26 protein-coding genes are annotated in these 24,931 nt (G+C 65.9%); 19 read left to right on the plus strand and 7 right to left on the minus strand.

Annotation, left to right across the window (positions count from 1 at the left end):
* Position 1: 1 nt before the first annotated feature.
* The 5 genes from ACQCSV_RS07685 (at position 2) to ACQCSV_RS07705 (ending at position 4,233) form a co-directional block, all read left to right on the plus strand.
* Positions 2-1,165, plus strand: coding sequence for an acyl-CoA dehydrogenase family protein (locus ACQCSV_RS07685; RefSeq protein ID WP_354159236.1), 1,164 nt, complete (start codon positions 2-4; stop codon positions 1,163-1,165).
* Between the two features lie 65 nt (positions 1,166-1,230).
* The gene (locus tag ACQCSV_RS07690) at positions 1,231-2,025 is read left to right on the plus strand and encodes a CoA transferase subunit A (protein ID WP_354159234.1); all 795 of its coding nucleotides are present in this window, start codon (positions 1,231-1,233) and stop codon (positions 2,023-2,025) included.
* Between the two features lie 2 nt (positions 2,026-2,027).
* Complete coding sequence (locus ACQCSV_RS07695) at positions 2,028-2,795, plus strand: CoA transferase subunit B (RefSeq protein WP_354159232.1); 768 nt, start codon at positions 2,028-2,030, stop codon at positions 2,793-2,795.
* The gene (locus tag ACQCSV_RS07700) at positions 2,792-3,397 is read left to right on the plus strand and encodes a MaoC family dehydratase (protein WP_354159230.1); all 606 of its coding nucleotides are present in this window, start codon (positions 2,792-2,794) and stop codon (positions 3,395-3,397) included. The genes ACQCSV_RS07695 and ACQCSV_RS07700 overlap by 4 nt, the downstream gene beginning before the upstream one ends.
* A complete protein-coding gene (locus ACQCSV_RS07705; RefSeq protein ID WP_426939438.1) occupies positions 3,394-4,233 on the plus strand; it encodes an HpcH/HpaI aldolase/citrate lyase family protein in 840 nt (279 codons plus the stop codon). The genes ACQCSV_RS07700 and ACQCSV_RS07705 overlap by 4 nt, the downstream gene beginning before the upstream one ends.
* A gap of 31 nt (positions 4,234-4,264) precedes the next feature.
* On the opposite strand, the gene ACQCSV_RS07710 is transcribed toward ACQCSV_RS07705, so the two are convergent.
* Complete coding sequence (locus tag ACQCSV_RS07710; protein WP_354159226.1) at positions 4,265-5,731, minus strand: lipase maturation factor family protein; 1,467 nt, start codon at positions 5,729-5,731, stop codon at positions 4,265-4,267.
* Positions 5,732-5,777: 46 nt separating this feature from the next.
* Between ACQCSV_RS07710 and ACQCSV_RS07715 the strand changes: the two genes are divergently transcribed.
* The 8 genes from ACQCSV_RS07715 to ACQCSV_RS07750 all read left to right on the plus strand — a co-directional run bounded on the left by ACQCSV_RS07715 (position 5,778) and on the right by ACQCSV_RS07750 (position 12,855).
* Entirely contained in the window at positions 5,778-6,527 is a 750-nt protein-coding gene (locus ACQCSV_RS07715) for a sulfite exporter TauE/SafE family protein (RefSeq protein WP_354159224.1), read from the plus strand.
* Positions 6,528-6,561: 34 nt separating this feature from the next.
* Positions 6,562-7,746 (plus strand): 1-deoxy-D-xylulose-5-phosphate reductoisomerase, encoded by a 1,185-nt coding sequence (dxr, locus tag ACQCSV_RS07720; RefSeq protein WP_354159222.1) that lies wholly within the window; start codon positions 6,562-6,564, stop codon positions 7,744-7,746.
* A gap of 18 nt (positions 7,747-7,764) precedes the next feature.
* Positions 7,765-9,096, plus strand: a complete 1,332-nt coding sequence (locus tag ACQCSV_RS07725; RefSeq protein WP_354159220.1) for a site-2 protease family protein — start codon at positions 7,765-7,767, stop codon at positions 9,094-9,096.
* Positions 9,097-9,254: 158 nt separating this feature from the next.
* Positions 9,255-9,920: a MarR family transcriptional regulator gene (locus ACQCSV_RS07730; protein WP_426939439.1), complete on the plus strand. Its 666-nt coding sequence runs from the start codon at positions 9,255-9,257 to the stop codon at positions 9,918-9,920.
* On the plus strand, positions 9,917-10,441 hold the full coding sequence (locus tag ACQCSV_RS07735; protein WP_426939440.1) for a hypothetical protein: 525 nt from the start codon (positions 9,917-9,919) through the stop codon (positions 10,439-10,441). The genes ACQCSV_RS07730 and ACQCSV_RS07735 overlap by 4 nt, the downstream gene beginning before the upstream one ends.
* Positions 10,442-10,495: 54 nt before the next feature.
* On the plus strand, positions 10,496-10,789 hold the full coding sequence (locus tag ACQCSV_RS07740) for a YciI family protein (protein WP_354156058.1): 294 nt from the start codon (positions 10,496-10,498) through the stop codon (positions 10,787-10,789).
* 46 nt (positions 10,790-10,835) lie between these two features.
* Entirely contained in the window at positions 10,836-12,002 is a 1,167-nt protein-coding gene (gene ispG / locus ACQCSV_RS07745; RefSeq protein WP_104063099.1) for a flavodoxin-dependent (E)-4-hydroxy-3-methylbut-2-enyl-diphosphate synthase, read from the plus strand.
* Positions 11,965-12,855, plus strand: coding sequence for a GNAT family N-acetyltransferase (locus tag ACQCSV_RS07750; protein WP_354156094.1), 891 nt, complete (start codon positions 11,965-11,967; stop codon positions 12,853-12,855). Before ispG ends, ACQCSV_RS07750 begins: the two co-directional genes overlap by 38 nt.
* Before the next feature lie 21 nt (positions 12,856-12,876).
* Here the strand turns inward: ACQCSV_RS07750 and ACQCSV_RS07755 are convergent, their stop codons facing one another.
* From ACQCSV_RS07755 to ACQCSV_RS07765, 3 genes are all read right to left on the minus strand, one after another.
* A complete protein-coding gene (locus tag ACQCSV_RS07755) occupies positions 12,877-13,428 on the minus strand; it encodes a TetR family transcriptional regulator (RefSeq protein WP_354159277.1) in 552 nt (183 codons plus the stop codon).
* Between the two features lie 119 nt (positions 13,429-13,547).
* On the minus strand, positions 13,548-14,291 hold the full coding sequence (locus tag ACQCSV_RS07760) for an ABC transporter permease (protein WP_354156096.1): 744 nt from the start codon (positions 14,289-14,291) through the stop codon (positions 13,548-13,550).
* Between the two features lie 8 nt (positions 14,292-14,299).
* A complete protein-coding gene (locus ACQCSV_RS07765; RefSeq protein ID WP_354159214.1) occupies positions 14,300-15,082 on the minus strand; it encodes an ABC transporter ATP-binding protein in 783 nt (260 codons plus the stop codon).
* 446 nt (positions 15,083-15,528) lie between these two features.
* On the opposite strand from ACQCSV_RS07765, the gene ACQCSV_RS07770 reads away from it, so the two are divergent.
* The 3 genes from ACQCSV_RS07770 to ACQCSV_RS07780 are packed head-to-tail and all read left to right on the plus strand — an operon-like array spanning position 15,529 to position 19,588.
* Positions 15,529-17,337, plus strand: a complete 1,809-nt coding sequence (locus ACQCSV_RS07770) for a proline--tRNA ligase (protein WP_426939441.1) — start codon at positions 15,529-15,531, stop codon at positions 17,335-17,337.
* A gap of 9 nt (positions 17,338-17,346) precedes the next feature.
* On the plus strand, positions 17,347-18,141 hold the full coding sequence (locus tag ACQCSV_RS07775; protein ID WP_426939442.1) for a sulfite exporter TauE/SafE family protein: 795 nt from the start codon (positions 17,347-17,349) through the stop codon (positions 18,139-18,141).
* A 49-nt stretch (positions 18,142-18,190) separates the two neighbouring features.
* Positions 18,191-19,588 carry a pyridoxal phosphate-dependent decarboxylase family protein gene (locus tag ACQCSV_RS07780; protein ID WP_426939443.1) on the plus strand — a complete coding sequence of 466 codons (1,398 nt, stop codon included), beginning with the start codon at positions 18,191-18,193 and terminating at the stop codon, positions 19,586-19,588.
* Between the two features lie 40 nt (positions 19,589-19,628).
* On the opposite strand, the gene ACQCSV_RS07785 is transcribed toward ACQCSV_RS07780, so the two are convergent.
* Genes ACQCSV_RS07785 through ACQCSV_RS07795 form a run of 3 tightly spaced genes read right to left on the minus strand, consistent with a single transcriptional unit; the run spans position 19,629 to position 22,592 of the window.
* A complete protein-coding gene (locus ACQCSV_RS07785) occupies positions 19,629-20,660 on the minus strand; it encodes an aminoglycoside phosphotransferase family protein (RefSeq protein WP_354159208.1) in 1,032 nt (343 codons plus the stop codon).
* Positions 20,657-21,385 (minus strand): VIT family protein, encoded by a 729-nt coding sequence (locus tag ACQCSV_RS07790; RefSeq protein WP_354159206.1) that lies wholly within the window; start codon positions 21,383-21,385, stop codon positions 20,657-20,659. Before ACQCSV_RS07790 ends, ACQCSV_RS07785 begins: the two co-directional genes overlap by 4 nt.
* Before the next feature lie 49 nt (positions 21,386-21,434).
* The gene (locus tag ACQCSV_RS07795) at positions 21,435-22,592 is read right to left on the minus strand and encodes a DUF4439 domain-containing protein (RefSeq protein ID WP_426939444.1); all 1,158 of its coding nucleotides are present in this window, start codon (positions 22,590-22,592) and stop codon (positions 21,435-21,437) included.
* Positions 22,593-22,680: 88 nt separating this feature from the next.
* On the opposite strand from ACQCSV_RS07795, the gene rimP reads away from it, so the two are divergent.
* The 3 genes from rimP (at position 22,681) to ACQCSV_RS07810 (ending at position 24,824) form a co-directional block, all read left to right on the plus strand.
* The gene (rimP, locus tag ACQCSV_RS07800; RefSeq protein ID WP_354165856.1) at positions 22,681-23,295 is read left to right on the plus strand and encodes a ribosome maturation factor RimP; all 615 of its coding nucleotides are present in this window, start codon (positions 22,681-22,683) and stop codon (positions 23,293-23,295) included.
* Positions 23,295-24,275 carry a transcription termination factor NusA gene (gene nusA / locus ACQCSV_RS07805; protein ID WP_354159200.1) on the plus strand — a complete coding sequence of 327 codons (981 nt, stop codon included), beginning with the start codon at positions 23,295-23,297 and terminating at the stop codon, positions 24,273-24,275. The genes rimP and nusA overlap by 1 nt, the downstream gene beginning before the upstream one ends.
* A gap of 171 nt (positions 24,276-24,446) precedes the next feature.
* Positions 24,447-24,824 carry a YlxR family protein gene (locus ACQCSV_RS07810; RefSeq protein ID WP_354159198.1) on the plus strand — a complete coding sequence of 126 codons (378 nt, stop codon included), beginning with the start codon at positions 24,447-24,449 and terminating at the stop codon, positions 24,822-24,824.
* Positions 24,825-24,931: the final 107 nt, after the last annotated feature.

Raw genomic sequence — 24,931 nt, forward strand, 5'->3', positions numbered from 1 at the left:
CATGGCAGATTTTGAGCTCAGCGAGGAATACCAGGACCTCAGCGACACCGTCCGGGATTTTGCGGACACCGTGGTGGCGCCGGTCTCGGCCAAGCATGACGAAGAGCACAGCTTCCCGTACGAGGTGGTGTCCCAGATGGCGGACATGGGCCTCTTCGGGCTGCCGTTCCCGGAAGAGCACGGCGGGATGGGCGGGGACTACTTCGCCCTGGCGCTCGCCCTCGAACAGCTGGGCCGGGTGGACCAGTCCGTGGCCATCACGCTGGAGGCAGGCGTCTCCCTCGGCGCAATGCCGGTGTACCGGTTCGGCACCGAGGCCCAGAAGGAGGAGTGGCTCCCGCTGCTGGCCTCCGGCAAGGCGCTCGCCGGGTTCGGACTCACGGAGCCGGAAGCAGGCTCAGACGCCGGTGGGACCAAAACCCACGCCCATCGTGAGAACGGTGACTGGGTGATCAACGGCAACAAGGAATTCATCACCAACTCCGGGACCGACATCACGCGCCTGGTCACGGTCACCGCGGTGACCGGCCAGAAGGAACGCAAGGATGGCAGCCTCAAGAAGCAGATTTCCACCATCCTGGTGCCCACCACGACTCCGGGTTTCAGGGCGGAGAAGGCCTACAACAAAGTGGGCTGGAACGCCTCGGACACGCACCCGCTGACGCTCAAGGACGTCCGGGTGCCGGAAGCGAACCTGCTCGGTGCGGAGGGGCGGGGTTACGCGAACTTCCTTTCCATCCTGGACGAGGGCCGGATCGCCATCGCGGCTTTGGCGACGGGGGCGGCGCAGGGCTGTGTTGACCTGTCGGTGAAGTACGCCAAGGAACGCAGCGCGTTTGGCCATCACATCGGCAAATACCAGGCCATCTCGTTCAAGATCGCCCGCATGCAGGCCCGGGCCCATACAGCCCGCCTGGCGTACTACGACGCCGCGTCGAGGATGCTGGCGGGGAAGCCGTTCAAGACGCAGGCGGCCATCGCTAAGATGGTCGCAGGCGAGGCGGCCATGGACAATGCGCGGGATGCCACCCAGGTATTCGGCGGCTATGGCTTCATCAACGAATTCACCGTGGCACGCCACTACCGCGACTCCAAGATCCTTGAAGTGGGGGAGGGCACCACGGAGGTCCAGCTGATGCTGATCGCCCGCGAACTCGGACTGTAACAAGCCCGCTGGTCTGGAATGCCACGCGGTGGTCGAGCCTGTCGAGACCCTTGAAAGGACCAACGATGATCAACAAGGTTGTTGCCAGCGCCGAGGAAGCCATTGCGGACATTCCCGACGGCGCGTCGCTCGCGGTGGGAGGGTTCGGCCTCTGCGGAATCCCGGTGGCACTGATCGATGCCCTGCACCGGCACGGCACCAAGGACCTCGAAACCGTCAGCAACAACTGCGGCGTGGACGACTGGGGGCTGGGCGTACTGCTCCGTGACGGCAGGATCCGGCGGACCGTCAGTTCCTACGTCGGCGAGAACAAGGAGTTCGCGCGCCAGTACCTCTCCGGCGAGCTTGAGGTGGTCCTCACCCCGCAGGGAACGCTGGCGGAAAAGCTCCGGGCCGGCGGCGCCGGGATCCCCGCCTTCTACACCAAGGCCGGGGTCGGCACGCAGGTTTCCGACGGCGGCCTGCCGCAGAAGTACGATGCCGACGGCGGCATCGCCATCGCCTCTTCCCCCAAGGAAGTGCGGACTTTCAACGATGTGGACTACGTCCTGGAGGAATCCCTGACACCCGACTTCGGACTGGTCCATGCCTGGAAAGGTGACCGCCACGGCAACCTGGTTTTCCACGCCACCGCCATGAACTTCAACCCGCTCTGCGCCATGGCGGGAAAAATCACCATCGCCGAGGTGGAGGAGCTGGTGGAACCGGGCGATCTGGACCCGGAGCACGTCCACACGCCAGGCATCTTCGTCCAGCGGGTGGTGGTGGTGCCCGCCGGTGAGAAGCGGATCGAAAAGCGGACCGTCGCCCTTGCCCAGCCTGCCGGAACCGAGAGCACCACCGAACAGGCAGGAGCGTAGCCATGGAGTCCAGCAGTACGCAGGGAGCGCCTCCCCGCCCCGAAGCCGTCCGGCCCGAATACCGGCGTGCCGCCGTCGGCCATCCCGAAGGCACCAATCCGGAGGCCAAAGGGTGGACGCGCAACGAACTGGCCGCCCGGGTGGCCCGGGAACTCAGTAACGGGCAGTACGTCAACCTGGGCATCGGCATGCCCACGCTCATTCCCAACTACATCCCGGCAGGCGTCGAGGTGGTGCTGCACTCGGAGAACGGGATCCTGGGCGTGGGACCGTACCCCGGCGAGGACGCGGTGGATCCGGACCTTATCAACGCCGGCAAGGAAACCGTCACGGTCAACAAGGGAGCCGCGTTCTTCGATTCCGCCTCCTCGTTCGGCATGATCCGCGGCGGCCATGTGGACGTCGCCGTGCTCGGTGCCATGGAAGTGGCCCAGAACGGGGACCTGGCCAACTGGATGATCCCGGGCAAGATGGTCAAAGGCATGGGCGGGGCCATGGACCTGGTGTTCGGTGCCAAGAAGGTGATCGTGATGATGGAACACGTGGACCGCAACGGCAACCCCAAAATCGTGGAGAACTGCTCGCTGCCGCTGACTGGCAAGGCCTGCGTGGACCGGATCATCACCGACCTCGCCGTGATAGACGTGGTCACCGAAGGCGGGCGGTCCCGGCTGGTGCTCCGCGAACTGGCCCCCAACGTCTCCGTGGAGGACGTGGCGGCGGCAACCGGCGCCGAACTGTTCGAAGAAGACCAGGAGCTCACCGTATGAACGGGGTTCCGCGCCCCGATGCCCCGGGCCCGACAACCGACGCCCCCCGGGTCATCGAACAACGCGGCCTGTACTTTGACGAGCTCGAAGAAGGCGTTGTCTACGCGCACCGGCCCGGCCGCACCGTGACCGAGGCGGACAACGTCCTGTTCACCACGCTCACCATGAACACCCAGGCCCTGCACTTGGACGCCGCGTGGAGCGCCGGCCAGCCGTTCGGCCAGCGGCTGGTCAACTCCATGTTCACGCTGTCCACCCTGGTGGGACAGTCCGTCTCGCAGCTCACCCAGGGCACCATCATCGCGCAGCTGGGCCTGACGGACGTCTCCTTCCCGCACCCGCTCTATCACGGGGACACGCTCTACACCGAGACGGTGATCACCGGGAAGCGCCTCTCGGGATCGCGTCCCGGGCAGGGGATCGTAAGCATGCAGCACACCGGCAGGAACCAGGACGGCACCGTGGTGGCCCAGGCCACGCGGAGCTGCCTCATGTGGACCCGGGACGCCCATACGGCGCAGTCCTCCGGGCAACAGGTGCAGCCTGCAGATGCTGAAAAGGGGAGCGTACCGGGCCCCGAAAAGAGGACAATGTCCGTATGACATTTGTGATGGGTCCCGCCCTCCTCTTCTGCCCTGCCGACCGTCCCGAGCGTTTCCCCAAGGCCGCCCAACGAGCGGACGCTGTCATCGTGGACCTCGAGGACGCCGTGGCACCCGCGGACAAGCAGCGGGCGCGCGGCGCCATCCTGGCCCAGTTGGGCGCTTCCGGGGAGGGACCGGAGCTCGATCCCAGCCGCACCATCGTCAGGATCAACCCGGCCGGCACCGACGAGTTCGAGAAGGACCTGCATTGCCTGGCCCACACGCCGTACCGCACGGTGATGCTGGCCAAGGCCGAGAACGCGGCCCAGCTCGAAGCCCTGGCATACTACCACGTCATCGCCCTGTGTGAGACCGCCGTCGGGGTCCTCAACGCGCCCGCCATCGCGGCGGCCCCCAACGTGGTGGCACTGATGTGGGGCGCCGAGGACCTCCTGGCTTCCCTCAGCGGCACGTCCAGCAGAACGGACGGCGGCGGGTACCGCGCCGTGGCCCTGCACGCCCGGTCCGCGGTGCTGCTCGCCGCACGGGCCTGCGGGAAAGAAGCCGTGGACGCCGTGTACGTCAACATCCCGGACCTTGACGGGCTGGCTCTGGAGGCAGCCGATGCCGCAGCGTCAGGATTCGGCTCCAAAGCCTGCATCCATCCCACGCAGGCGGCCGTTGTCCGGGGCGCCTACGCCCCGTCCGAGGCCGACGTCGCCGAGGCCACAGAACTGCTGCGGGTCGCCGCTGCCGCTGGATCCGGCGTGTTCCAGCACGGCGGCAAAATGATCGATGGCCCCATCCTCAAGCACGCGGAAGCCACCATCCGCCGGGCAGGCATCCGCTCGTAGGGCCGCCGGGCAGGAACCGCCAGGGCCGGAATCACCGCCGCCGCCCGCGGGAACCGCGGAGCGAAAGCGGCGGGATGTCCTCATGGAGCGGCATCCTGACCCAGCGCTCGCCTGTCTCCCGGAACTCAGCCCTGGTGGCGAAACGGTACAGGTAACTGTTGACCCGCACCCAACGCGGCGGATCGCCGTCGAACGGGTCGGCACGGAGTAGCCGCAGCGTCTGCTGGTCCGCCTCCAGCAGCTTCGTGAGGAATGCGTAAAACCACTCCTCGTGGACCGTGCGCAACGGCAAGAACCACATCAGCCAGTCCAGCCGCAGGTGGTATGGCGCCCACTGCCGGGGCAGTCGGCGCACGTCACCGGGTTTGCCCCTGAACGCATATTCGCGCCAGTCCGCCGAGTCCCCAGGTTCCTTGTCCAGGGTGCCCTCCACCACGATCTCGACGCGGTGCTTCGTTACCGTGCCGAACGCGCCGTACGTGTTGGCCAGTTGCCAGCGGTTGAAGCTGGCATTCATCAGCTGCCCTTTGGAGAGCAGGTTGCGCAGCGGCCAGTAGCTGAGCGCCACCAGCAGGAAGGTGGCCAGCAAAGTGATGGCAAGCCAGTACGGGGGACTGCCGCGGACGTCTACCCGGGGATCCCCAGTCAGCGGCAGGAACGGCAACACGGCGTGGGCCGCGGGGTCGCTGACCGCTGCGAAGGCCAGCACAACGGCCATCCAGTTAAGCCACGCAAAATTGCCGCTGGCCACCAGCCACAGCTGGGTGAAGATGATGATGCCGGCGGCTGCGCTTGCCAGGGGCTGCGGTGCGAAGAGGAAGAACGGGACCACCAGCTGGGCGAAATGGTTCCCGAGGACCTCCAACCGGTGGAAAGGTTTGGGCAGGAGATGTGCCTGTCGGCTCAACGGCCCCGGCATGGGCTGGGTTTCGTGGTGGAAGTATAGGGCCGTCATGTCGCGCCATTCCCGGCCGCCGCGGATCTTGATCATCCCGGCGCCGAACTCCAGCCGGAAGACGAGCCAGGCCAGCAGGATCAGGATGGTGCGCGGCGGCTCGGTCTGGTCCGAGCCAAGGAACGCCACCGTGAACCCAGCCTCCAGCAGCAGCATCTCCCAGCCGAAGCCATAAAATGTCTGCCCCACGTTGACGATCGACATGTACAGCAGCCACAGGGCCAGAAACGCGATCAGCGGAACCCACGGCGGGCCGAGCTGGGGGATGCCGGCCACCAGGAAGGCTGAAATTGCCAGTCCGGTAGCGCAGACACCACGCAGCAGCCTGTCCGAATAACGCCAACGGAACAGCGTGGGCCGCCGGCGCGCGCTGAACCCTCCCAGATAGTCCGGTACCGGCAACAGACCGCGTTCGCCCAGCAGCGCTGGGAACTGGTTCAGGGAAGACAGGAACGCAACAAAGAACAGTGCCGCCACACCTCGCTGCAGCACCTGCCGGGCGAATCCGTACTCCGGCGCACCGAACCAGGAAACCCAGTCCACGCAATCCACGTTACGCCCGGCGTCGCTGTCCGCCCACTAGGATCGGATGGTGTTTGCATTGGTGCTCATTGCGGTCGTTGCGGGGGCTCTGGCCCAGCGGCTGGCCGGCCTCGGATTCGGCCTCCTCGTCTCTCCCGTCCTGGTGGTGCTGCTCGGTCCCTTCGACGGCGTCATGATCATTAACCTCTGCGGCGCAGCCTCATCCCTGCTGATCCTCTCCAGGGTCTGGCGGCATGTGGAGTGGAAGCGCTACTTCGGACTCGCGCTCGCCGCCCTCGCCGGGGTACTGCCGGGTGCCTGGCTGGCCAGCAACGTGGCCGAAGCGCCGCTGGAGATCTGCATCGGCGTCCTCCTCATCATCGCCCTGCTGGCCTCGCAGCGGCTGACGCGCAGCTCTTGGCGTGCCAGCGGCCCTGTTCCCATGGTCTCTCTCGGCTTCACCAGCGGACTGATGAACGCGGCAGCGGGCGTCGGCGGACCGGCCATCACCGCGTACGCCATTGCCACCCGGTGGGAGCAGAAGAGTTTCGGCGCCACCCTCCAGCCCTATTTCGTGACCACCGGGCTGTCTTCCCTGGCCATCAAGTACGTACTGTCGGGTGGACATGTTCCCGGCCTGGATGCTTGGCAGTGGCTCAGCATCCTGACCGCCATGGTGGCGGGAATCAGCGCAGGCGATCTGCTGTCCGGCAAGGTCAAACCGGCCGCTGTGCGCAGGATCGTTGTGGCCATCGCCTACATCGGAGCCGTGTCCACGCTGGCGAAGGGCTTCATCGAACTGGCGGCGGGAGCCTGACCGGACAGCGGGCCGGGTGCGGGATACTTAACCCATGCAGCCTCGCAGAATCGTCCTCCTCGGATCCACCGGTTCCATCGGCACCCAGGCGATTGACGTCGTCGACGGCGCTCCCCACCTTTTTGAGGTCGTGGCGCTCAGCGCCGGCGGCGGCAACATGGAGCTCCTGGCCCGCCAGGCCGTCCACACCGGTGCCGGCGCGGTAGGCATCGCAGCGGGGGATCCCCGGCAGCTGCAGGACCTGATTTCCGAGGCCGCGCGCCTCGCTGGGCGGCAGGATTATCGCCCCGAAATCATCGCCGGCCCGGACGCCTCGGCCCGAATCGCAGCCGTAGCGGCGGACGTGGTACTCAACGCCATTACCGGGTCCATCGGGCTCGCCCCGACTCTTGCCGCACTGAAGTCTGGTGCAACACTGGCGCTGGCCAACAAGGAATCGCTGATCGTGGGCGGAGCGCTCGTGAAGGCCGCCGCGGCTGAGGGGCAGATCGTTCCGGTCGACTCCGAGCACTCAGCGATAGCCCAATGCCTGCGCTCCGGCTCCGCGGCTGAACTTGAAAAGCTTATCCTGACGGCGTCCGGTGGGCCGTTCCGGGGCCGGACGCGGGAGCAGCTCCAGGACGTAACGCCGAAAGAGGCCCTGGCGCACCCCACGTGGGACATGGGCCTGATGGTCACCACCAACTCAGCCACGCTGGTCAACAAGGGCCTGGAGCTCATCGAAGCCCATCTGCTTTTCGACGTGCCGCTGGACCGGATCGATGTTGTGGTCCACCCGCAATCGGTGGTCCATTCCATGGTCCAGTTCATCGACGGGTCCGTCATCGCCCAGGCCTCCCCGCCGGACATGCGCCTCCCCATTGCCCTGGGGATGGGCTGGCCGGACAGGGTCCCCAAGGCAGCCTTCCCGTGCGACTGGACCAAGGCCACCAGCTGGACGTTCGAACCGTTGGACACCGTAGCCTTCCCGGCGGTGGACCTGGCCAAGGACGCCGCCAAGCAGGGGAGCACCTTTCCCGCCGTCTTCAATGCGGCAAACGAGGAAGCGGTCATGGCGTTCCACGCGGGGCGCATCCGCTTCACCGAAATCGTGGACACCATCGATGCTGTCCTCAGCGAACATTCAGGATCCTCCGGGCTGACGCTGGAGTCGGTACTGGATGCTGAAAACTGGGCACGTACGCGCGCCCACGAACGTTTAGCAGTCAGCAGTCTCTAGGAAGCAGCAGATCAACGCATGAGCCCCGTCCTCCTTTTCATCCTCGGCGTCGTCTTTGTGGCGATCGGTATTGCCGTGTCCATCGCGCTGCACGAAGTAGGGCACCTGGTGCCCGCCAAACTGTTCAAAGTGCGCGTCACCAAGTACATGATCGGCTTCGGCCCCACCCTGTGGTCCAAACGGAAGGGCGAAACTGAATACGGAGTGAAAGCTATTCCGCTGGGCGGCTACGTGTCCATGATCGGCATGTATCCACCCAACAAGGACGACGGAACCGTCCGCCCCTCCAGCACCGGGATGTTCCAGACCCTGGCCACGGAGGCCAGGTCCGTGGCACACGAGGACGTGGGTCCGGAGGACGCAAACCGCGTGTTCTACCGGCTGCCGGTGTGGAAGAAAATCATCGTGATGCTGGGCGGTCCGGCCATGAACCTGCTGATCGGCGTGGTCCTGACAGCCGTGCTGCTGATGGGCTTCGGCATGGCCACGGCCACCACAACCATCGCCGACGTCTCCAAATGCCAGGTGGCGGCCGGCCAAACGGTTGATCCCGATTCCCCGGACTGCCAACTGACCCCCGCGGCCGCCGCCGGGCTCCTGCCCAACGACGTGGTTACCTCCTTTGACGGGAAGGCTGTCACTGGGTGGGACCAGATGACCGAATGGATCCGTGCCTCCGCCGGCAGGGAAGTGAGCATTACCGTGGAGCGCGACGGTGCGCCTGTCACCACCACAGTAACTCCGGTACTCTCTGCCCGCCCTGTCGTCGGTGTGGACGGACGCCAGGCCAAGGACGACGCCGGCACCCTCCTGTACCAGGACGTCGGATTCCTGGGCATCGGCTCGCAGACCGAACTGGTTCCCCAGCCGGCGTCTTCCGTCCTGCCCATGGCGGGCGAAAACATCAAGCAAGTGGCCGGCGTCATCTTCAACTTGCCCGCAAGGGTGGTGGGCGTCGCCAAGGCGGCCTTCAGTGAGGAAGAGCGGGACCCCAACGGCCCCATCAGCGTGGTGGGCGTCGGGCGCGTGGCCGGTGAAGTGGCCGCCATGGAAGAAGTGCCGCTCCAGTCCAGGATTGGCGCCTTGGTAGGGCTGCTCGCCGGACTGAACTTTGCGCTCGCGGTCTTCAACCTGATCCCACTGCTTCCGCTCGATGGCGGCCATGTGGCCGGAGCGCTGTACGAAGGGGCACGGCGGCGGGTGGCCAACCTGTTCGGCAAACCGGATCCGGGCGCCTTTGACATTGCCAGGCTGCTCCCGGTGACCTACGTGGTGGCTGTGTTGCTGATGGGCATGAGTGCGCTCCTGATCTATGCCGACATCGTCAAGCCGGTGAACCTGTTCGGCTGACTCCTGCCGGCGGATGGATCGCCTGGAGCGTATCCCGGCCTGCTGCAGCAGTACCTGACCACATCGGGTGATTTTGAACAATCAGCCTTTATTGGCTGATATTTAATAATCAGCTATTTTTGATTGATTATGCGTGATCATCTGGGTACGGTTAAACCATGTACGTACTGACCATCGACCAGCGCGGCAGCACCGCCGACGTCGACCGCGTTCCCGATCTGATCACCGCGCTGCGCAGCCTTGCGTCGGCGCCCTTTGAGCGCTCAGTGGGTGATGAACTCCAGGGCGTGGTGGAACATGCCGAGGATGTGGTGGAGATCGCCATGTACGCACTCCGGAGCGGGCACTGGTACGTCGGGATCGGCGTCGGTGCCGTGCAGCTCACCCCGGGTGGCAGCCCCCGGGAAGGTTCCGGGAGCGGCTTTGTGGCAGCGCGAAAGGCCGTGGAAATCGCCAAGGGTGCGGCTGGTCAGGTGCCATTGTCGGTGGTGTCCGGCAGTATCGGCCGTGGCCGGGAGATGCCTCCCCGCGCCAAGGAAGGAGCAATGAGCAGTGCAAATGCCCAGGCGGTGCTTCGCCTGATCGGACGGCTGGTGCAGCAACGCACACCAGCCCAGTGGCGGGTGGTGGACCGGTTGCGCGCACTCCAGGGCGGCGATGGGAAGCACGGCAGCCAGAAACACGTGGCCCAGGAACTGGGAATCACGGAGCAGTCGGTGAGCCGTGCTGTGCTCAGGTCCGGCTGGCAGGAAGAATGGGCCGCCAGGCCCGCCGCGGCCATGCTCCTCGAGTGCGCGCATTCCCAGATTGAAGGCGACCGGTGAACGCACTATGGATCGCAGTTGCCCTGCTGGTGGCCGGATTTGCAGGATGGCCGGTGACCGCACTGGTCTTCCGGCTCGCCCGGACCATTGACGACAAAGCGGACGCGGCCAGTAAGCCGGCCCCGGACGCATCAGCCCAGGATCCTTCGGCCGATGTCACCGTGGACACCGTGTCGGAAGCCCCGCGGACCGGTACCCGGCAAACCGTCGACGGCGAGCTGACGGCAGGAGGCGGCCAGCCGCCGTCGGACGTTCCCCAGCCGGCGTCCACGCTGCCGGCCCAGCGGATCCTGCGCGGCGGGGCAATCATCGGAGTCCTGGAACGCCTGGGCGTCTGCATGGCCATCCTGACCGGACAGCCGGTGGCCATCGCCTACATTGTGGCCATCAAGGGCCTGGGCAGGTTCGCCGAATTGAAGGAGACGCCCGTGGCTGCGGAACGGTTCATCATCGGAACGCTCACATCCATGCTGTGGGCCGCGGGAACGGCGGCGGTGATCAAGGTGGCGTTCCTGCAGTGAGTCTTCCCGGTGCCCGGATCGGCGGCAGCCCACCCCTGGGGATAGGGTGTCCTTATGACTGTTTTTGCCGTTGAGTATGTGTACGCCGCCGATTCCTCCGCCGTCCGTGATGACCACCGCCCCGCACACCGCGCCTGGCTGGCGGGTCTGGCGGATGAGGGCCAACTGCTGACCAGCGGACCCTACGGTGACGGGGCAGGCGCCCTGCTGATCTTCAAGGTCCAGGACGAAACCGAACTGAACGAACTCCTCAAGCAGGACCCGTTCGCCGTCGCCGGCACCATTGCCGGGATCCGGACCACCGAGTGGACTCCCGTGATCGGCCTCCTGGCCGCACACGCATCCTGATTCCCGGACCTATTTCACTACTGAAACACCTATTCAAGGAGTCCACGTGACCTCGGTCAGCCTGGGAATGCCGTCAGCACCGCCGCCCGTCCTCGCCCCCCGCCGCAAGACGCGGCAGATCAAGGTGGGTTCCGTCGGGGTCGGTTCGGACTCGCCCATCAGCGTGCAGTCCATGACCACCACGCCCACTACGGACATCAACGCCACCCTGCAGCAGATCGCGGAACTCACCGCTTCCGGCTGCGACATCGTACGTGTCGCCTGCCCGTCTGCCGATGATGCGGAGGCACTGCCCATCATCGCGCGCAAGTCCCAGATCCCCGTCATTGCGGACATCCACTTCCAGCCCAAATACGTGTTCGCTGCAATTGAGGCCGGCTGCGCGGCAGTGCGCGTGAACCCGGGCAATATCCGCAAGTTCGATGACCAGGTTAAGGAAATCGCCCGCGCCGCGAAGGACCACGGGACCTCCATCCGGATCGGCATCAACGCCGGATCCCTCGAGCCTGGAATCCTGAAGAAATATGGCAAAGCCACGCCCGAGGCCCTCGTGGAATCGGCCGTTTGGGAAGCCTCGCTGTTCGAAGAGCACGGTTTCAACGACTTCAAGATCTCGGTCAAGCACAACGACCCCGTCATCATGGTTGCTGCCTACGAGATGCTGGCCGAGCAGGGCGACTGGCCCCTGCACCTGGGCGTGACCGAAGCCGGGCCCGCCTTCCAGGGAACCATCAAGTCCGCTACGGCCTTCGGGGCGCTCCTGGCCAAGGGCATCGGCGACACCATCCGGGTTTCCCTCTCGGCGCCGCCCGTCGAGGAAATCAAGGTGGGCAACCAGATCCTCCAGTCACTGAACCTGCGCCCGCGCAAACTGGAAATCGTCTCCTGCCCGTCATGCGGCCGCGCCCAGGTGGACGTCTACACCCTGGCCGAGCAGGTCACTGCAGGGCTGGAAGGCATGGAAATTCCGCTCCGCGTGGCAGTGATGGGCTGTGTTGTGAACGGGCCGGGCGAAGCCCGCGAAGCCGATTTGGGTGTGGCGTCGGGCAATGGCAAGGGCCAAATCTTTGTGAAGGGCCAAGTCATCAAGACTGTGCCTGAGAGCGAGATTGTTGAGACACTGATCGAAGAGGCCATGCGCATAGCTGAAGAGATGGGGGAGGCCGATGGCGAAGATGCTGTCAAGGGTAGCCCCGTGGTTAGCGTCTCATAAAGAGGACGCCGCGCCGGCGGGGATATCCGTCAGGACCCTCGCCGGTGCGGACACCCCTGCCCTGCGGCGCCTCGCGTCGCAGGACCCGGTGGCCAATGTATTTATCCTGGCGCACCTTCGGGCGGCTGGTTCGGCTGCGCCCACCACTGGTGGTGCTGCTGTCTTGGGAGTTTTCGACGACGGCATCCTGGCGGGCGCGTGCTGGGCAGGCGCCAACCTGGTCCCGGTCCAGCTTGACCCGGAATTCACCGGGCTTGTCGCTGCGGCAGCAAGCACATCCGGCCGCCGCTTCGCCTCCGCCTTCGGCCCCGCAGATGCCGTCCTTGCACTTCATGCTGAGCTTGCAGAACTGGGGCATGCGGCCCACGAGGTGCGGGATGAACAGCCGCTGATGACGCTGTGCGGGCCGCCGACAGTGGAGCCGAACGAGGACCTGGACCTTGGCCGGCTGGCCGATTTTGACCGGATCCTTCCTGCCTGCGCCGCCATGTTCGAAGAGGAAGTGGGCTATTCGCCGTTCCTCGGGGGCAAGGAGTTCTATAGCCGTCGGGTGGAAGGCCTCATCCGGGAAGGCCACTCATTGGCGCACGTCAACGAATCCGGCGATGTTGTGTTCAAGGCCGAGCTGGGAGCTGTGACAGCTGACGTCACGCAGATCCAGGGTGTATGGATGAACCCGGGCTACCGCGGACAGGGTCTGAGCGCAGGCTACATGGCTGCCGTAGTGGAGAAGGCACGAACGCTTGCCCCTGTCACCAGCCTTTACGTCAACGGCTTCAACCTGCGTGCACGGTCCACGTACGAGCGGGTGGGCTTCCGCCAGGTTGGCACCTTCGCCACGGTGCTGTTCTAGCCTCCAGGATGCCGCATTAGGTCACCCCTCAGCTTTCAGGTCACCCGTCAGGTAGTGCTGGATGTTAGGCGCCACGAGCCGGACAACGTCCTCGGGGGAAGCGGACGCGAGCGGTTCCAGCCGAATGACATACCGGACCAGCATCACGCCCACCATCTGCGTGGCCACGAGACTTCCGCGCATGGCCACTTCTGCGGGCGGTCCGGGGACTCCCGCCATGATCCGGCTGAGGATGGTGCGCTGTACCAGTTCCCGCAGCAGCAGGGTCTTCGCCTTCGAACCGATGGTTCCCCGGAGGAAGGCCACCAGGCTGTGCTGGGCCGGGCTCTCCCACAAGCGCAGCACCGCACGCACAATCGCCTCGGCCCGGTCCTCCGGCGAGTAGCCGTTGACGCCCGCCAGGACCTTCTCCGGGTCGGCCGGCAGTGCCACGCTCAGCGCAAAAAGCTGGTCCTTGCCTTTGAAGAAGTGGTGCACCATGGCGGGGTCCACTCCGGATTCCCGGGCGATCTGGCGCAGGCTGGTCCCCTCGAAACCGTGTTCGGCGAACAGTCTCCGGGCGGTGTCCAGGATCTGGTCCCTCGACTCGCTTGCCCCGCCGCGTCTGCCCCGCCGGACCGGACCAGCCGCGCTGCCTGCGGACTCCGCGGCGCCCGCAGGATCTAAGCCGCCCGCCGGATACTGCTGTCCATTCACGAAGTCCGCCGCCGCAGGGTCAACGACGCGAGGACCAGAACCGCCAGGACAATGGCCACCATGATGCCTGCGTCCATCCACAGCTGGTCTGTGGCCTCGGTGTTGGTGGCAATCTCCTGGAGCGCATCCACCGAAAAGGTCAGGGGCAGGACGTTCGACACAGCCTCCAGGGCCTCGTTCATCCTCTCGCGGGCCACAAAGAGGCCACAGAGCAGAATCTGCGGGACCACCACCACCGGCATAAACTGCACGGCCTGGAATTCTGTGCGGGCGAAGGCCGAACAGAGCAGCCCCAGGGCGACGCCAAGAACCGCATTTATCACGGCAATCATGACCACCAGACCCGGGCTGCCTTGGATGTCGAGCCCGAAAATCCAGTAAGCCACGGCGGTTGCCGCCAGCGACTGCAGCGCGGCCATGATGGAAAATGCGAGCCCGTAGCCGAAAAGCAGGTCCGCCTTGTGGATGGGAGTGGTCAGCAGCCGTTCAAGGGTCCCGGAGGTGCGTTCGCGCAGCATCGTGATGGACGTGACCAGGAACATCACCACAAACGGGAAGATCGCCAGCATCATCAGGCCTACGCGGTCAAAAGTCCTGGGCGCGCCTGGCGCCAGTGTTTCATTTTCGTAGAGGAAGTACACGGCGGTTAGCAGCAGCGCAGGAACCACCAGGATCAGCGCGATGCTTCGGTGGTCGTGCCGGAGTTGGTCCAGGACGCGCCGGGTGGTGGCCAACAGCATCAACACGTTCATGACCGTACCGTCCCTTCGGTGGACCGGCCCTCGACGGTGTCCTGGATGATGTGCAGAAAGGCCTTCTCCAGATCCGCGCTGTGCCCGCGTTGACTCAATTCCGCTGGCGTCAGCTGCGCCAGGAGCTTCCCTTCCCGGAGCAGGAGCAGCGATCCGCAATGGCTGGCTTCCTCCATCACATGGCTGGAAACCAGGAGTGTGGTCCCGGACTCGGCCATGGTCCGGAACCGGTCCCACAGGTCCGCACGGAGCACCGGGTCAAGGCCGACGGTGGGTTCATCCAGGACGAGCAGGCTGGGACGAGCCACCAGGGCGCAGGCCAGTGACACCCGGCTCAGCTGACCGCCGGAGAGGTCGCCGGTTTTCTGCCTAGCCTGCGGGTTAAGCCCGACGGCGGCGATCGCCTCCGCGGCTTCGGCGCGGCCCTTGCGGTGCATAGCGCCGAAGTAGCGGACGTTGGCTTCGACGGTGAGGTCCGGATACACGCTGGGGGACTGGGTCACGTAGCCCACCCGGTGCCGCAGGTCAGGGTGCCCGGCGGGCAGCCCCAGTACTTTTACTGAGCCGGATGTGAGTAGTTGGACGCCCATGACGGCCCGCATGAGGGTGGTCTTGCCGCTGCCGGACGGGCCCAACAGCCCGGTTATCTGGCCCGTGTGGATGGAAAAGTCCAGGCCGCGCAGGACGGAAACATTTCCCCTTGTGACGTGCAGGGAGCTGGCGGCGACGGCCACCTCAGGCTCGGGGCTGGCCGGGGCCGTTGCTGCTGAATGGGACATGTGTGCCCTCCGAAATGCTGGGAGTCCTCGCTTAATTCACCAGGTGATGAATTAAACCTAGACCTGCCGAAGGTCGCCGTCAATAACTTCGAATGGAAAAAACCCTTGTGCATGTGTCGGCTATCACATAGGTTCGACCTAGCTGCGCTGGAGTGGGTGGGCGGTCTCACCAGTCCTCACCAGTACCCAGGCGTCAACGGCCATGGAGCCACGTCCGCATGTAATGACCAGCCGTTTACGGCCAGGGGCTTTGCACGCCGGGCGTGGCTCTAGTGCGTTCCGCCCGCCCGGCCCTCAGCACAGCCCCGCATCCGGCTCCGCGCCTGGCTCTGGCCCGGCTCAGGTTCCGCCGCCAGAAGGGGCTTGGATTGCCGGTAGATTAGTACCCAGAAGAATTGCCCCGTCCTGCTTTTCCAGCAGCTATTCCCAGAAACGGATGCCCACCCTTGGTCACAAGAATGTCCCAGCTTTTCCTGCGCACCTTGCGTGAAGATCCCGCCGATGCCGAGGTGGCCAGCCACCGGCTCCTGATCCGGGCAGGCTATATCCGCCGGGCCGCGCCGGGTATCTACACCTGGCTGCCACTGGGGCTCAGCGTGCTGCGCAAAGTGGAACAGGTCATCCGCGAGGAAATGTCAGCTATCGGCGCCCAAGAGGTCCACTTCCCGGCGCTGCTGCCCAAGGAACCCTACGAGGCCACCAACCGCTGGACGGAATACGGCGAAGGCATCTTCAGGCTCAAGGACCGTAAGGGCAACGACTACCTGCTGGCACCCACGCATGAGGAAATGTTCGCCCTGCTGGTCAAGGACCTGTACTCGTCCTACAAGGACCTGCCGCTGAGCATTTACCAAATCCAGAACAAATACCGCGACGAAGCACGCCCCCGGGCGGGCTTGATCCGCGGCCGCGAATTCATCATGAAGGACTCCTACTCCTTCGACGTGGACGACGCCGGCCTGGACGCCAGTTACGCCGCACACCGCGTCGCCTACCTCAGGATTTTTGAGCGCCTGGGCCTGGAGGTTGTTCCCGTTGCGGCCACCGCCGGTGCGATGGGCGGGTCAAAGAGCGAGGAATTCCTGCACCCCACCGAGATCGGTGAGGACACTTTTGTGCGCTCCGCCGGAGGGTACGCGGCCAACGTTGAAGCCGTCACCACTGTGGTTCCCGCGGACATCGACTTCACCGGCGCCCCCGTCGCCGAGGTCCGGGACACCCCGGACACCCCCACGATCGACACGCTCGTGGACGCCGCCAACGTCCTCGCTCCGCGGGCAGAGGCCGACGGCGGCGCCTGGACCGCCGCTGACACGCTCAAGAACGTCGTCCTCGCCGTCACACTGCCCACCGGGGAGCGCCAGCTCGTCGTCATCGGCCTCCCCGGCGACCGCGGCGTTGATCTCAAGCGCGTCGAAGCGAACATCGGGTCCTTCTTGCCGCTTGCCGGCGAGATCACGCTCGAAGCCGCCAACGACGACGACCTCAAGAAGCAGCCCCTGATCGTGAAGGGCTATCTCGGCCCCGGCATGTCCCTGGACGCGCCGCTGCTGGGCAACGAGGGCGCCGCAAAGATGCTCTATCTCGTGGACCCCCGCGTCGTCAGCGGCTCCGCCTGGGTCACCGGCGCCAACGATGCCGGCAAGCACGTCTTCGGTCTCGTCGCCGGACGCGACTTTGGTTGGGACGGCGTCATCGAGTGCACCGACGTGCGCGCCGGTGACGAGGCTCCGGACGGCTCCGGTCCGCTCGAAACCGCCCGCGGCATCGAAATGGGCCACATATTCCAGCTTGGCCGCAAGTACGCCGCGGCCCTGGACCTGAAGGTCCTGGACCAGAACGGCAAGCAGGTCGTGGTGACCATGGGTTCCTACGGTGTTGGTGTCACCCGCGCCGTCGCCGCCCTCGCCGAGTCCAACCACGATGAGAAGGGCCTGATCTGGCCCCGCGCCGTCGCCCCGGCAGATGTCCACGTGGTGGCCGTCGGCCGCGGCGAGGAGATCTTTGCCGCCGCCGAGAAGTTGGCCCTGGAACTCGAGGCCGCCGGCCTGGACGTCATCTATGACGACCGGCCCAAGGTCTCCCCGGGCGTAAAGTTCGGCGACGCGGAACTCGTCGGCGTCCCCACTATCCTGGCCGTCGGCCGCGGCCTGGTGGACGGCGTTGTGGAAGTCAAGGACCGCCGCAGCGGCGAAGCCGAGAACGTAGCCGTGGACAAGGCTGTTGACTATGTGGTCACCGCCGTCCGCAGCTGACCTGCGGCGGTGATTTCCGGTTTCGAGTCGATCCAGCTCACCACGATCATCTTGATTGTGGTGGCTGGATTTGCGGCCGGCTGGGTAGACGCGGTGGTGGGCGGCGGGGGCCTGCTGCAGCTGCCGGCCATGCTGCTGGTACCGGGAATCACGCCGGTCCAGGCCCTGGCCACCAACAAGATGGGGTCTATTTTTGGCACCACCACGAGCGCGGTGACGTACTGCAGGCGGGTGAAACCGGACCTTCGGACAGCCGTGCCCATGGCGCTGATCGCCCTTGCCGGCAGCTTCGCCGGGGCAGTTCTGGCCGCCACCCTGCCTGCGAGTGTCTTCAAACCGATCATCGTGGTGGCGCTGGTCGTCGTCGCGCTTTTTACGGCGCTGAAGCCCAACGTCGGCGACATCACCGTGCTGAGGCACGATGGCCGCGCGCACTACGTGGTGGCCTGCCTGATCGGGGCCGTTATCGGCTTCTATGACGGCCTGATCGGTCCGGGCACCGGTTCCTTCCTCATCATCGCGCTCGTTTCGGCGATGGGCTATGCCTTCCTGGAGGCCAGCGCCAAAGCCAAGATCGTGAACATGGCCACCAACGCAGGCGCCCTGTTCTTCTTCCTGCCCCACGGGTCAATCCTGTGGGGTGTTGGCCTGGTGCTGGGCCTGGCCAACATGGCCGGCGGCTACCTGGGCGCACGGACCGCGGTGAAGCAGGGCAGCCGCTTCATCCGTGTTGTATTCCTGCTGGTGGTAGGCGCCCTGATCATCAAACTCGGCATCGATGTCTGGCTGGAAAACTTCGCCTGACAGGGTTGCCAAAGCCCTCGCAGTCGCCGGCCGGGCGTACCATGCAGGTATGTCCGCAGGCGGGGAATCCTATTCGGAAGCATTGTCAGCGGCGGCACGCCGCGCCGCCGAGTGGCTGGCGAGCCTGCCGGACAGGCACGTCGGTCCTGCCCAAAGCGCCCACGATCTCGCGGCCGACTTCGGCGGCCCACTTCCCGAGCAGGGCATGCCTGCCGCAGCTGTGGTTGAGTACCTGGCGGACAAAGCCGAGCCGGGGCTGATGGCCATGCCCTCGGGGCGCTTTTCTGGTTGGGTGATCGGCGGGACGCTGCCTGCTGCCCTGGCCGCGGACTGGCTGGTCAGCGCCTGGGACCAGAACTCCGGCCTGCGCTACGCCACGCCTGCCATAGCCGCCATCGAAGAGGGGGCCGGCCACTGGCTGCTGGACCTCCTGGGCCTCCCGGCGGAATCGGATGTCGGCTTCACCACGGGTGCCACCATGGCCAACTTCACCGGGCTGGCCGCTGCGCGGTGGCGGTTGCTGGCCGATGCCGGCTGGGACCTGGACGTCGATGGCCTGGCAGGCGCCCCGCGGATCAGGTGCTTTGTGGGCCAGGAGCGCCACGAGACGATTGACCTGGGCCTGCGGTACCTCGGGCTCGGCCGGCCCACCGCGGTCCCCGCTGATGCCCAAGGCAGGCTGGTCGCCGCAGACCTGGACCGGCTGCTGGCGGAAGGGTCCGGGCCCGCGCTGGTTTGCCTCCAGGCCGGCAACCTCCACTCCGGAGCCTTCGACCCCTTCGATGCCGCCATCGAGGTTGCCCGGCGGCACGGTGCCTGGGTCCACGTGGACGGAGCGTTCGGACTGTGGGCCGCCGCCGTGCCTGAATTCGCGGAGCTCACCCGCGGCATGGCCCTGGCCGATTCGTGGGGGACCGACGCCCATAAGACGCTCAACGTCCCGTACGACTGCGGTATTGCCATTGTCAGGGATTCAGCAGCGCTGCGCAGCGCCATGGGACTGCAGCACACCAGCTACCTGATCCACGACGTCGAAGGCCCAGGCGATCCCTTCGAGAAAGCGCCGGAGCTGTCCCGCCGCGGCCGCGGGGTGCCGGTGTGGGCCGCCCTCCGCTCCCTGGGGCGGGACGGCGTGGCAGCCCAGGTCCGTGGGCTCGCCGAGGCCGCTTCGACGATCGGCAGCCGCCTTGCCGACGTGGACGGAGTCGAGGTGCTCAACACGGTGGACTACACCCAGGTTTCGCTCGCCTTCGGGGACGACGCCACCACGCGAGCCGTGACAGCCCGGGTGATCGAGGACGGCAAGGTCTGGATGTCCGGTTCACGCTGGCAGGGCAGGGATGTCCTGCGCGTCTCGGTCAGCAACTGGAGCACTGATGCGGACGACGTCGGCACTGCCGTCGAGGCAGTCAGCTCCGCTTTGGCGGCTGTGCGGGCTGCCGGCTGATCAACTTGAGGCACCGTTCCATCGGGAAGCCACCCGACGCTCAGCTGTCGCCGTGGCCCGGCTCAGGCAGAGCGTGCGCCGAGGGAAGGCCGTCGAGGGTCCGCCCCGCAAGGGTACTGGCCACCCAGAGGGACCGGGTCAGATCGCCTTGGTGGCGCGGCATGGCCGCGTAGCAGAGGGCGTTCTCCACTTCGCGCGCCACGGCCCACTGGCGGGAAGCCTCGGCATCGAGTCCGGCCGCGGCGCTGAAGTCCTGGCAGCGCCGCCTCAACCCTCCTGCCGGATCGCTCCGGGGCAGGTCGCCGAGACGGTTCCACAGCAGCGGTGCCACCGCGAATTCCGGTTCGCCAATCATGGGTTGCGGGTCGATTGCTACGAAAACCTGCCCGTTCTGCGCTCCACTGTTGGCCAGAGGCCGGGCCAGGATGTTCAGGAAATGCAGGTCCGTATGGACCAGGACATCGCGGCCCGAGCGGCGGCCCACGGCACCGCGGGTCTGGCAGACCTCCAGGGCCGCCTCCAGGAGCCAGCGCGGGAACGGTCGGCCCTGCTGTTCCCAGTCGGCGGGGAGGTCATCGCTCCATTGTTCGGCGCGCCCGGCGATGTGGTCGAATTCCTGCCACTGCGGCCGTCCGTCCGGCACCAGGCCCAACTGCCGCATGGTGCTGCCCCAGGCAGCCGCCGCATCGTCCAGCGGAAGCGCCTGGAGTGAGGAGTCCGCATCCAGCCGCTCAAGGAGCATGGCGCAGGTTCCGGCGTCGGATCCTAACAGCTGGACGGCGCCGGAGCCTCCCCACAGGGCCAGCGCATGGCGTTCCATCCGTGCCTCATCGTGGGGAAAGGCGATCTTGAGCGCCGCCGGAGTCCCATCCGTCCGGCGGACAGGGACCACCACGCCGCCGTGGCCATGCCACGGGAGGGCGCCGGCTGCCAGGTCAACAGCCAGTTCCCAATGTTCCAGCCGGCCCTGCACGAGTCCCGGGAGGGAGGAGAGCCAGGCCCGTCCCGCACTGCTGTGGCTGTAACGCATGGTGAGGGCCGGCGGGATCTGCACGCCAATCCGGACGCTCATAGGACGCCGCTTGCGCCGAGCAGGTTACCGATGGAGAACGTGGCAGCCAAGGCCAAAGCCCCGCCCGCCACTACCCTGGCGGCGGCCCGCACTTTAGAGCTGCCGCCGATCCAGGCGCCCAACGCTCCGGTGGCCGCGAGTGCCACGAGTACGGCCACGAAGGTCAGGGGAACCCTGATGTTCTCCGGAGGTAAGAGGATAGCGAGCATCGGAAGGATGGCGCCGATGAGAAATGCGACGGCGGAGGCAATGGCGGCGTGCCACGGACTGACGATGTCTGTCTCGTCGATGTTCAGTTCGGCGGACAGGTGCGCGCCCAGCGCGTCGTGGGCTGTCAGCTCCCGCGCCACTTCCCTTGCTGTGTCCAGGCTCAGTCCCTTGCCCTGGTAGATCGCAGTGAGTTCCTCCAGCTCTTCCTCCGGCTGGTCCTGCAGCTCCAGGCGTTCCTTTTCGATCAGGGCCTGCTGGCTGTCCTTCTGGCTGCTGACGGACACGTATTCGCCCAAGGCCATGGAAACTGCACCACCCACCAGGCCTGCAGTGCCGGCGACAAGGATCGGGCCGGATTGTGTGGTGACACCGGCGACGCCCACCACGATTGCGGCGACCGAGACGATGCCGTCATTGGCACCCAGCACGCCGGCGCGCAGCCAATTCAGGCGCTGCGCGACGTCGTTCTGATGTGGCTCATTCTCGTGAAGGGCGGGGGCGCCGGCACTGTCCATGCCTCCAGCAAAGCATTAGTGCCCGCGGCAAGCCAGTGCAGGGCCTTGGCTACGAATTGCCCTGGGCGCTGGTTGTGGAAGGTCCCGGGGTTGATACAGGCTCCGGCAGCGGAGGCAGGAGAGCTTCTTCCAGGACCATGCCGGGAACCGGACCCGGCGATGCGCCCCAATGGGCGGTCCGCCGGGCCGCCGACTGAAGTGCAGAGAGCGCCCATTCACGATCGCGCCCCTCGCTGAGGGCCACCAGGTCGCCGAGCACAGGCAGTAGCCCCGCCTCCAGTGTTCCCAGCCCGGCTGCAGGGTCTGCCAGGAACACCTGGCTCAGGGCATAACCGGGCTGCCTCAGGGGTACGGCGGCGCAGTGGGACCCGCCCATGGCCTCTGCTTCGTTTCGGAGGGTGAGGTGTTGGGCCAGGAAGTCCGACGCCGGAGCAGCTGACCGGGAGTTAAGCCGGGTCAGCGCGGCCTGGTACGCGTAGACCAGTTCCAGCTCGCCGGCAACGGCAGAGGCAAGCGCCAAGCCGAGGTCCGCCCCAGTGCTTGCGTCGGCGACCGCCGCTTCGCTGGGACAGCTGGCGGCGGCTGTAGCCGTAGCAGGCGTGGGGGCCGCCGGTGATGCCAGGGGGGACGGTCCGGCAACTGGAAGCGGTGCCAATGCGATCCCGGCCGCCGAGGCCAGCTCCTCCGCGGCCAGAAGCTGGGCGGTGCCGGTGCCGGCGAGAAGGCGGGCCATGCCGCCGTCGGCCGTTTCGGCGTCCTGGAGCCGCTGAGCCCCGCTTGCCTGGAGGGCAGCGGCGAAGTCCGCGGTGGTCCACGGCGTGACGCTGGCCAGCGCCGTCGCCGTGGCAGGGTCGGTCGGGGCGCGATTCCCGGAAGCAACAGCCGGCAGCATCAGCGCCTGTGCCTGGACAGTCAGCAAAGTCACAACGCGTGCCAGGGCAGCCGCTAGGGGGGTCGGCGCGGTGGCGCCGGCAGTGCCTTCCAGGTCCTGGCCCGCGACCCTCAGGGACAGGGAATCCGCGAATGCAGATGCCCTGGCCTGCTCGGAAAACGGCGGCGCCGCAGGCGGGGACGGTTCGCGGGGGATGAGTACCAATCCCAGGCTCACCACCAGGAGGGTGGCCAGCCCAAAAACGGCGTACTGGAAATAGCGCCTGCGGCGGCCGGTTTCCTGCGTGTCGTCCTTCACAACAGACCATGTTCTCACGCCCGATGCGGATCTTCGTGCACCACTGCGGCCGGAAAATCGTTACGCTAGTAGTCATAACATCATCTATTGGAAGGCGGCCGGCATCGTGAGTAATGCAGAAGCCACGACTTCATCAGACGCTACCGGAACGGGTACCGCTGTTGCTGCGCCCGCCAACAATCCCGAAGCCATCAGGCTCCGGGCGCTGCTGGAACCGGCGGTGCAGGCCAACCGCCTGTACCTCGAGGACGTATCCATCATGGCGGGTTCGCACCGCGTGGTCCACGTGGTGGTTGACCTGCCGCAGGAGGAAACCGGCGGCGTGAACCTTGATGTCATTGCGGACATCTCCAGGATCCTCTCCGATGTCCTGGATAATGATCCAGCGGACGACGGGCGCCCCTACGACCTCGAGGTTTCCTCCCCGGGTGTTGCGCGTCCCCTCACCGAAGTCCGGCACTGGCACCGTGCCCGGGGCCGGATGGTCAAGGTTAACGTTATCCAGGGCGAAAATGTCACCGGCAGGGTCCAGTCAGTGGATGATTCCGGCGTCACCATCATCCCGGAGATCGCCGTCAAGAGGGGCATGAAGCCCAAGCAGGGCGATTCCCAGATTCTTCCTTTCGACAGGATCCGTAGCGGAAAAGTCGAGATCGAATTCAGCCACCTTGAAGAAGCTGGTCTGGAACCTGAGCACAATGGACCTTCTGAGGAGGCCTGATGGATATTGACATGAGCGCGCTGAGACTACTGGAGCGTGAGCGCGAAATCCCGCTGGACCTCCTGATCCCCACCATCGAGCAGGCGCTCCTGGTGGCGTACCACAAATCGCCCGGCGCCTTCGAAAAGGCCCGGGCCGAGTTGGACCGCAAGAGCGGCCACGTGACCATCTGGGCCGTGGAGATCGACGACGACGGTGACCCCATCGGCGAGTTCGAGGACACTCCTACCGGTTTCGGCCGTATTGCAGCGAGCACCGCACGGCAGATCATCCTGCAACGACTGCGCGACGTTGAGGACGACGCCATACTGGGTGAGTTCAAGGGCCGCGAGGGCGAACTTGTGGCTGGCCTGATCCAGCAGGGCAACAACCCGCACATGATCCAGGTCAACCTGGGTTCGGTGGAGGCCTTGCTGCCGCCGCCCGAACAGGTGCCGGGGGAGAAGTACATTCACGGCAACCGACTCCGCGCCATCGTTATCGATGTCCATCGCGGCACCAAAGGCCCGTCCGTCACGCTGTCCCGTTCGCACCCGGGCCTCGTCCGGAAGCTCTTCGAACTGGAGGTCCCGGAGATCGCGGACCGCTCAGTGGAGATCGTGGCACTGGCCCGCGAGGCCGGTCACCGCACCAAGATCGCGGTCAAGGCCAACACCCAGGGCATCAACGCCAAGGGCGCCTGCATCGGTGAAATGGGTTCCCGCGTCCGCGCCGTTATGACGGAACTGAACGACGAAAAAATCGACATCGTCGACTTCAGTGAGGATCCGGCTACGTTTATTGCCAGCGCACTTTCCCCGTCGCGTGTGAATTCCGTCACCATCGTGGATGAGGCCACCCGCTCCGCGCGTGTGATTGTCCCGGACTACCAGCTCTCGCTTGCCATCGGCAAAGAGGGCCAGAACGCCCGGCTGGCGGCCAAGCTTACGGGCTGGCGGATCGATATCGTCTCCGACGCCGCCCCTGCGCGCGAAAGCTGAAACCGCTCCGGGGCAACGGCCAACGGCGGATACCGTCGGCCGATGCCCTGGTTTCGGGCAGAACTGCCCTGAGGGGCTAGAATAGACATGACCGCGCCTAACGGCCGGTATTCGTGTGCCCTGAGTATTCCGTTCCGCCGATGTGCGGTTGGGAACTTAGGGCCAGCAGTTATGAACGTCAGGAAGATACTCACCGTGGCAGAAGTGCTTCACACCGAGGATCAACCGCAGCGTACCTGCATCGGATGCCGGAAAAAGGCTGCGCGGTCTGAGTTACTCCGGCTCGTCGCCGAAGGCAGCGGTTCCACCGCAGTGCTGGTAGACGAACGACGCCGGATGGCTGGCAGGGGTGCATGGCTGCACCCCAGCGAAGCGTGCCTGGCCCTGGCGGTCAAACGGCGAGCATTCGGAAGGGCCCTCAATGGCGCAACCGGGTCCACCGCCGTCGAACGCCGGATCATGGCAGGCAAGCAGGACGCCGGCCCGTTGCAGGTACCCCTGGTAGCTGCAGCAAAAACCGTCCAACCTGAAAGCGGGTCAGAAAACTGATGGAAACCCGATGAGTTCCCAGCGATGAGTGCGCAACGATGACAACTTTGTTGCGCTCTGCAAGGGGCCCTGTAGTTGCAACCGCGGCTGGGGCCCGCATTAAGAAG

The sequence above is a fragment of the Pseudarthrobacter sp. S3 genome, from assembly GCF_050156905.1.
Lineage (GTDB): Bacteria > Actinomycetota > Actinomycetes > Actinomycetales > Micrococcaceae > Arthrobacter.

Coding starts and splice junctions, on each gene's coding strand:
- ACQCSV_RS07725 (WP_354159220.1), top strand. CDS start 7,765: ATGAGCCCCGTCCTCCTTTTCATCCTCGGCGTCGTCTTTGTGGCGATC.
- ACQCSV_RS07690 (WP_354159234.1), top strand. CDS start 1,231: ATGATCAACAAGGTTGTTGCCAGCGCCGAGGAAGCCATTGCGGACATT.
- ACQCSV_RS07785 (WP_354159208.1), bottom strand. CDS start 20,660: ATGAGCGTCCGGATTGGCGTGCAGATCCCGCCGGCCCTCACCATGCGT.
- nusA (WP_354159200.1), top strand. CDS start 23,295: ATGGATATTGACATGAGCGCGCTGAGACTACTGGAGCGTGAGCGCGAA.
- ACQCSV_RS07750 (WP_354156094.1), top strand. CDS start 11,965: ATGCTGTCAAGGGTAGCCCCGTGGTTAGCGTCTCATAAAGAGGACGCC.
- ACQCSV_RS07765 (WP_354159214.1), bottom strand. CDS start 15,082: ATGTCCCATTCAGCAGCAACGGCCCCGGCCAGCCCCGAGCCTGAGGTG.
- dxr (WP_354159222.1), top strand. CDS start 6,562: ATGCAGCCTCGCAGAATCGTCCTCCTCGGATCCACCGGTTCCATCGGC.
- ACQCSV_RS07700 (WP_354159230.1), top strand. CDS start 2,792: ATGAACGGGGTTCCGCGCCCCGATGCCCCGGGCCCGACAACCGACGCC.
- ACQCSV_RS07685 (WP_354159236.1), top strand. CDS start 2: ATGGCAGATTTTGAGCTCAGCGAGGAATACCAGGACCTCAGCGACACC.
- ACQCSV_RS07715 (WP_354159224.1), top strand. CDS start 5,778: ATGGTGTTTGCATTGGTGCTCATTGCGGTCGTTGCGGGGGCTCTGGCC.
- ACQCSV_RS07790 (WP_354159206.1), bottom strand. CDS start 21,385: ATGGACAGTGCCGGCGCCCCCGCCCTTCACGAGAATGAGCCACATCAG.
- ACQCSV_RS07705 (WP_426939438.1), top strand. CDS start 3,394: ATGACATTTGTGATGGGTCCCGCCCTCCTCTTCTGCCCTGCCGACCGT.
- ACQCSV_RS07760 (WP_354156096.1), bottom strand. CDS start 14,291: ATGCTGTTGGCCACCACCCGGCGCGTCCTGGACCAACTCCGGCACGAC.
- ACQCSV_RS07810 (WP_354159198.1), top strand. CDS start 24,447: ATGAACGTCAGGAAGATACTCACCGTGGCAGAAGTGCTTCACACCGAG.
- ACQCSV_RS07740 (WP_354156058.1), top strand. CDS start 10,496: ATGACTGTTTTTGCCGTTGAGTATGTGTACGCCGCCGATTCCTCCGCC.
- ACQCSV_RS07730 (WP_426939439.1), top strand. CDS start 9,255: ATGTACGTACTGACCATCGACCAGCGCGGCAGCACCGCCGACGTCGAC.
- ACQCSV_RS07695 (WP_354159232.1), top strand. CDS start 2,028: ATGGAGTCCAGCAGTACGCAGGGAGCGCCTCCCCGCCCCGAAGCCGTC.
- ACQCSV_RS07780 (WP_426939443.1), top strand. CDS start 18,191: ATGTCCGCAGGCGGGGAATCCTATTCGGAAGCATTGTCAGCGGCGGCA.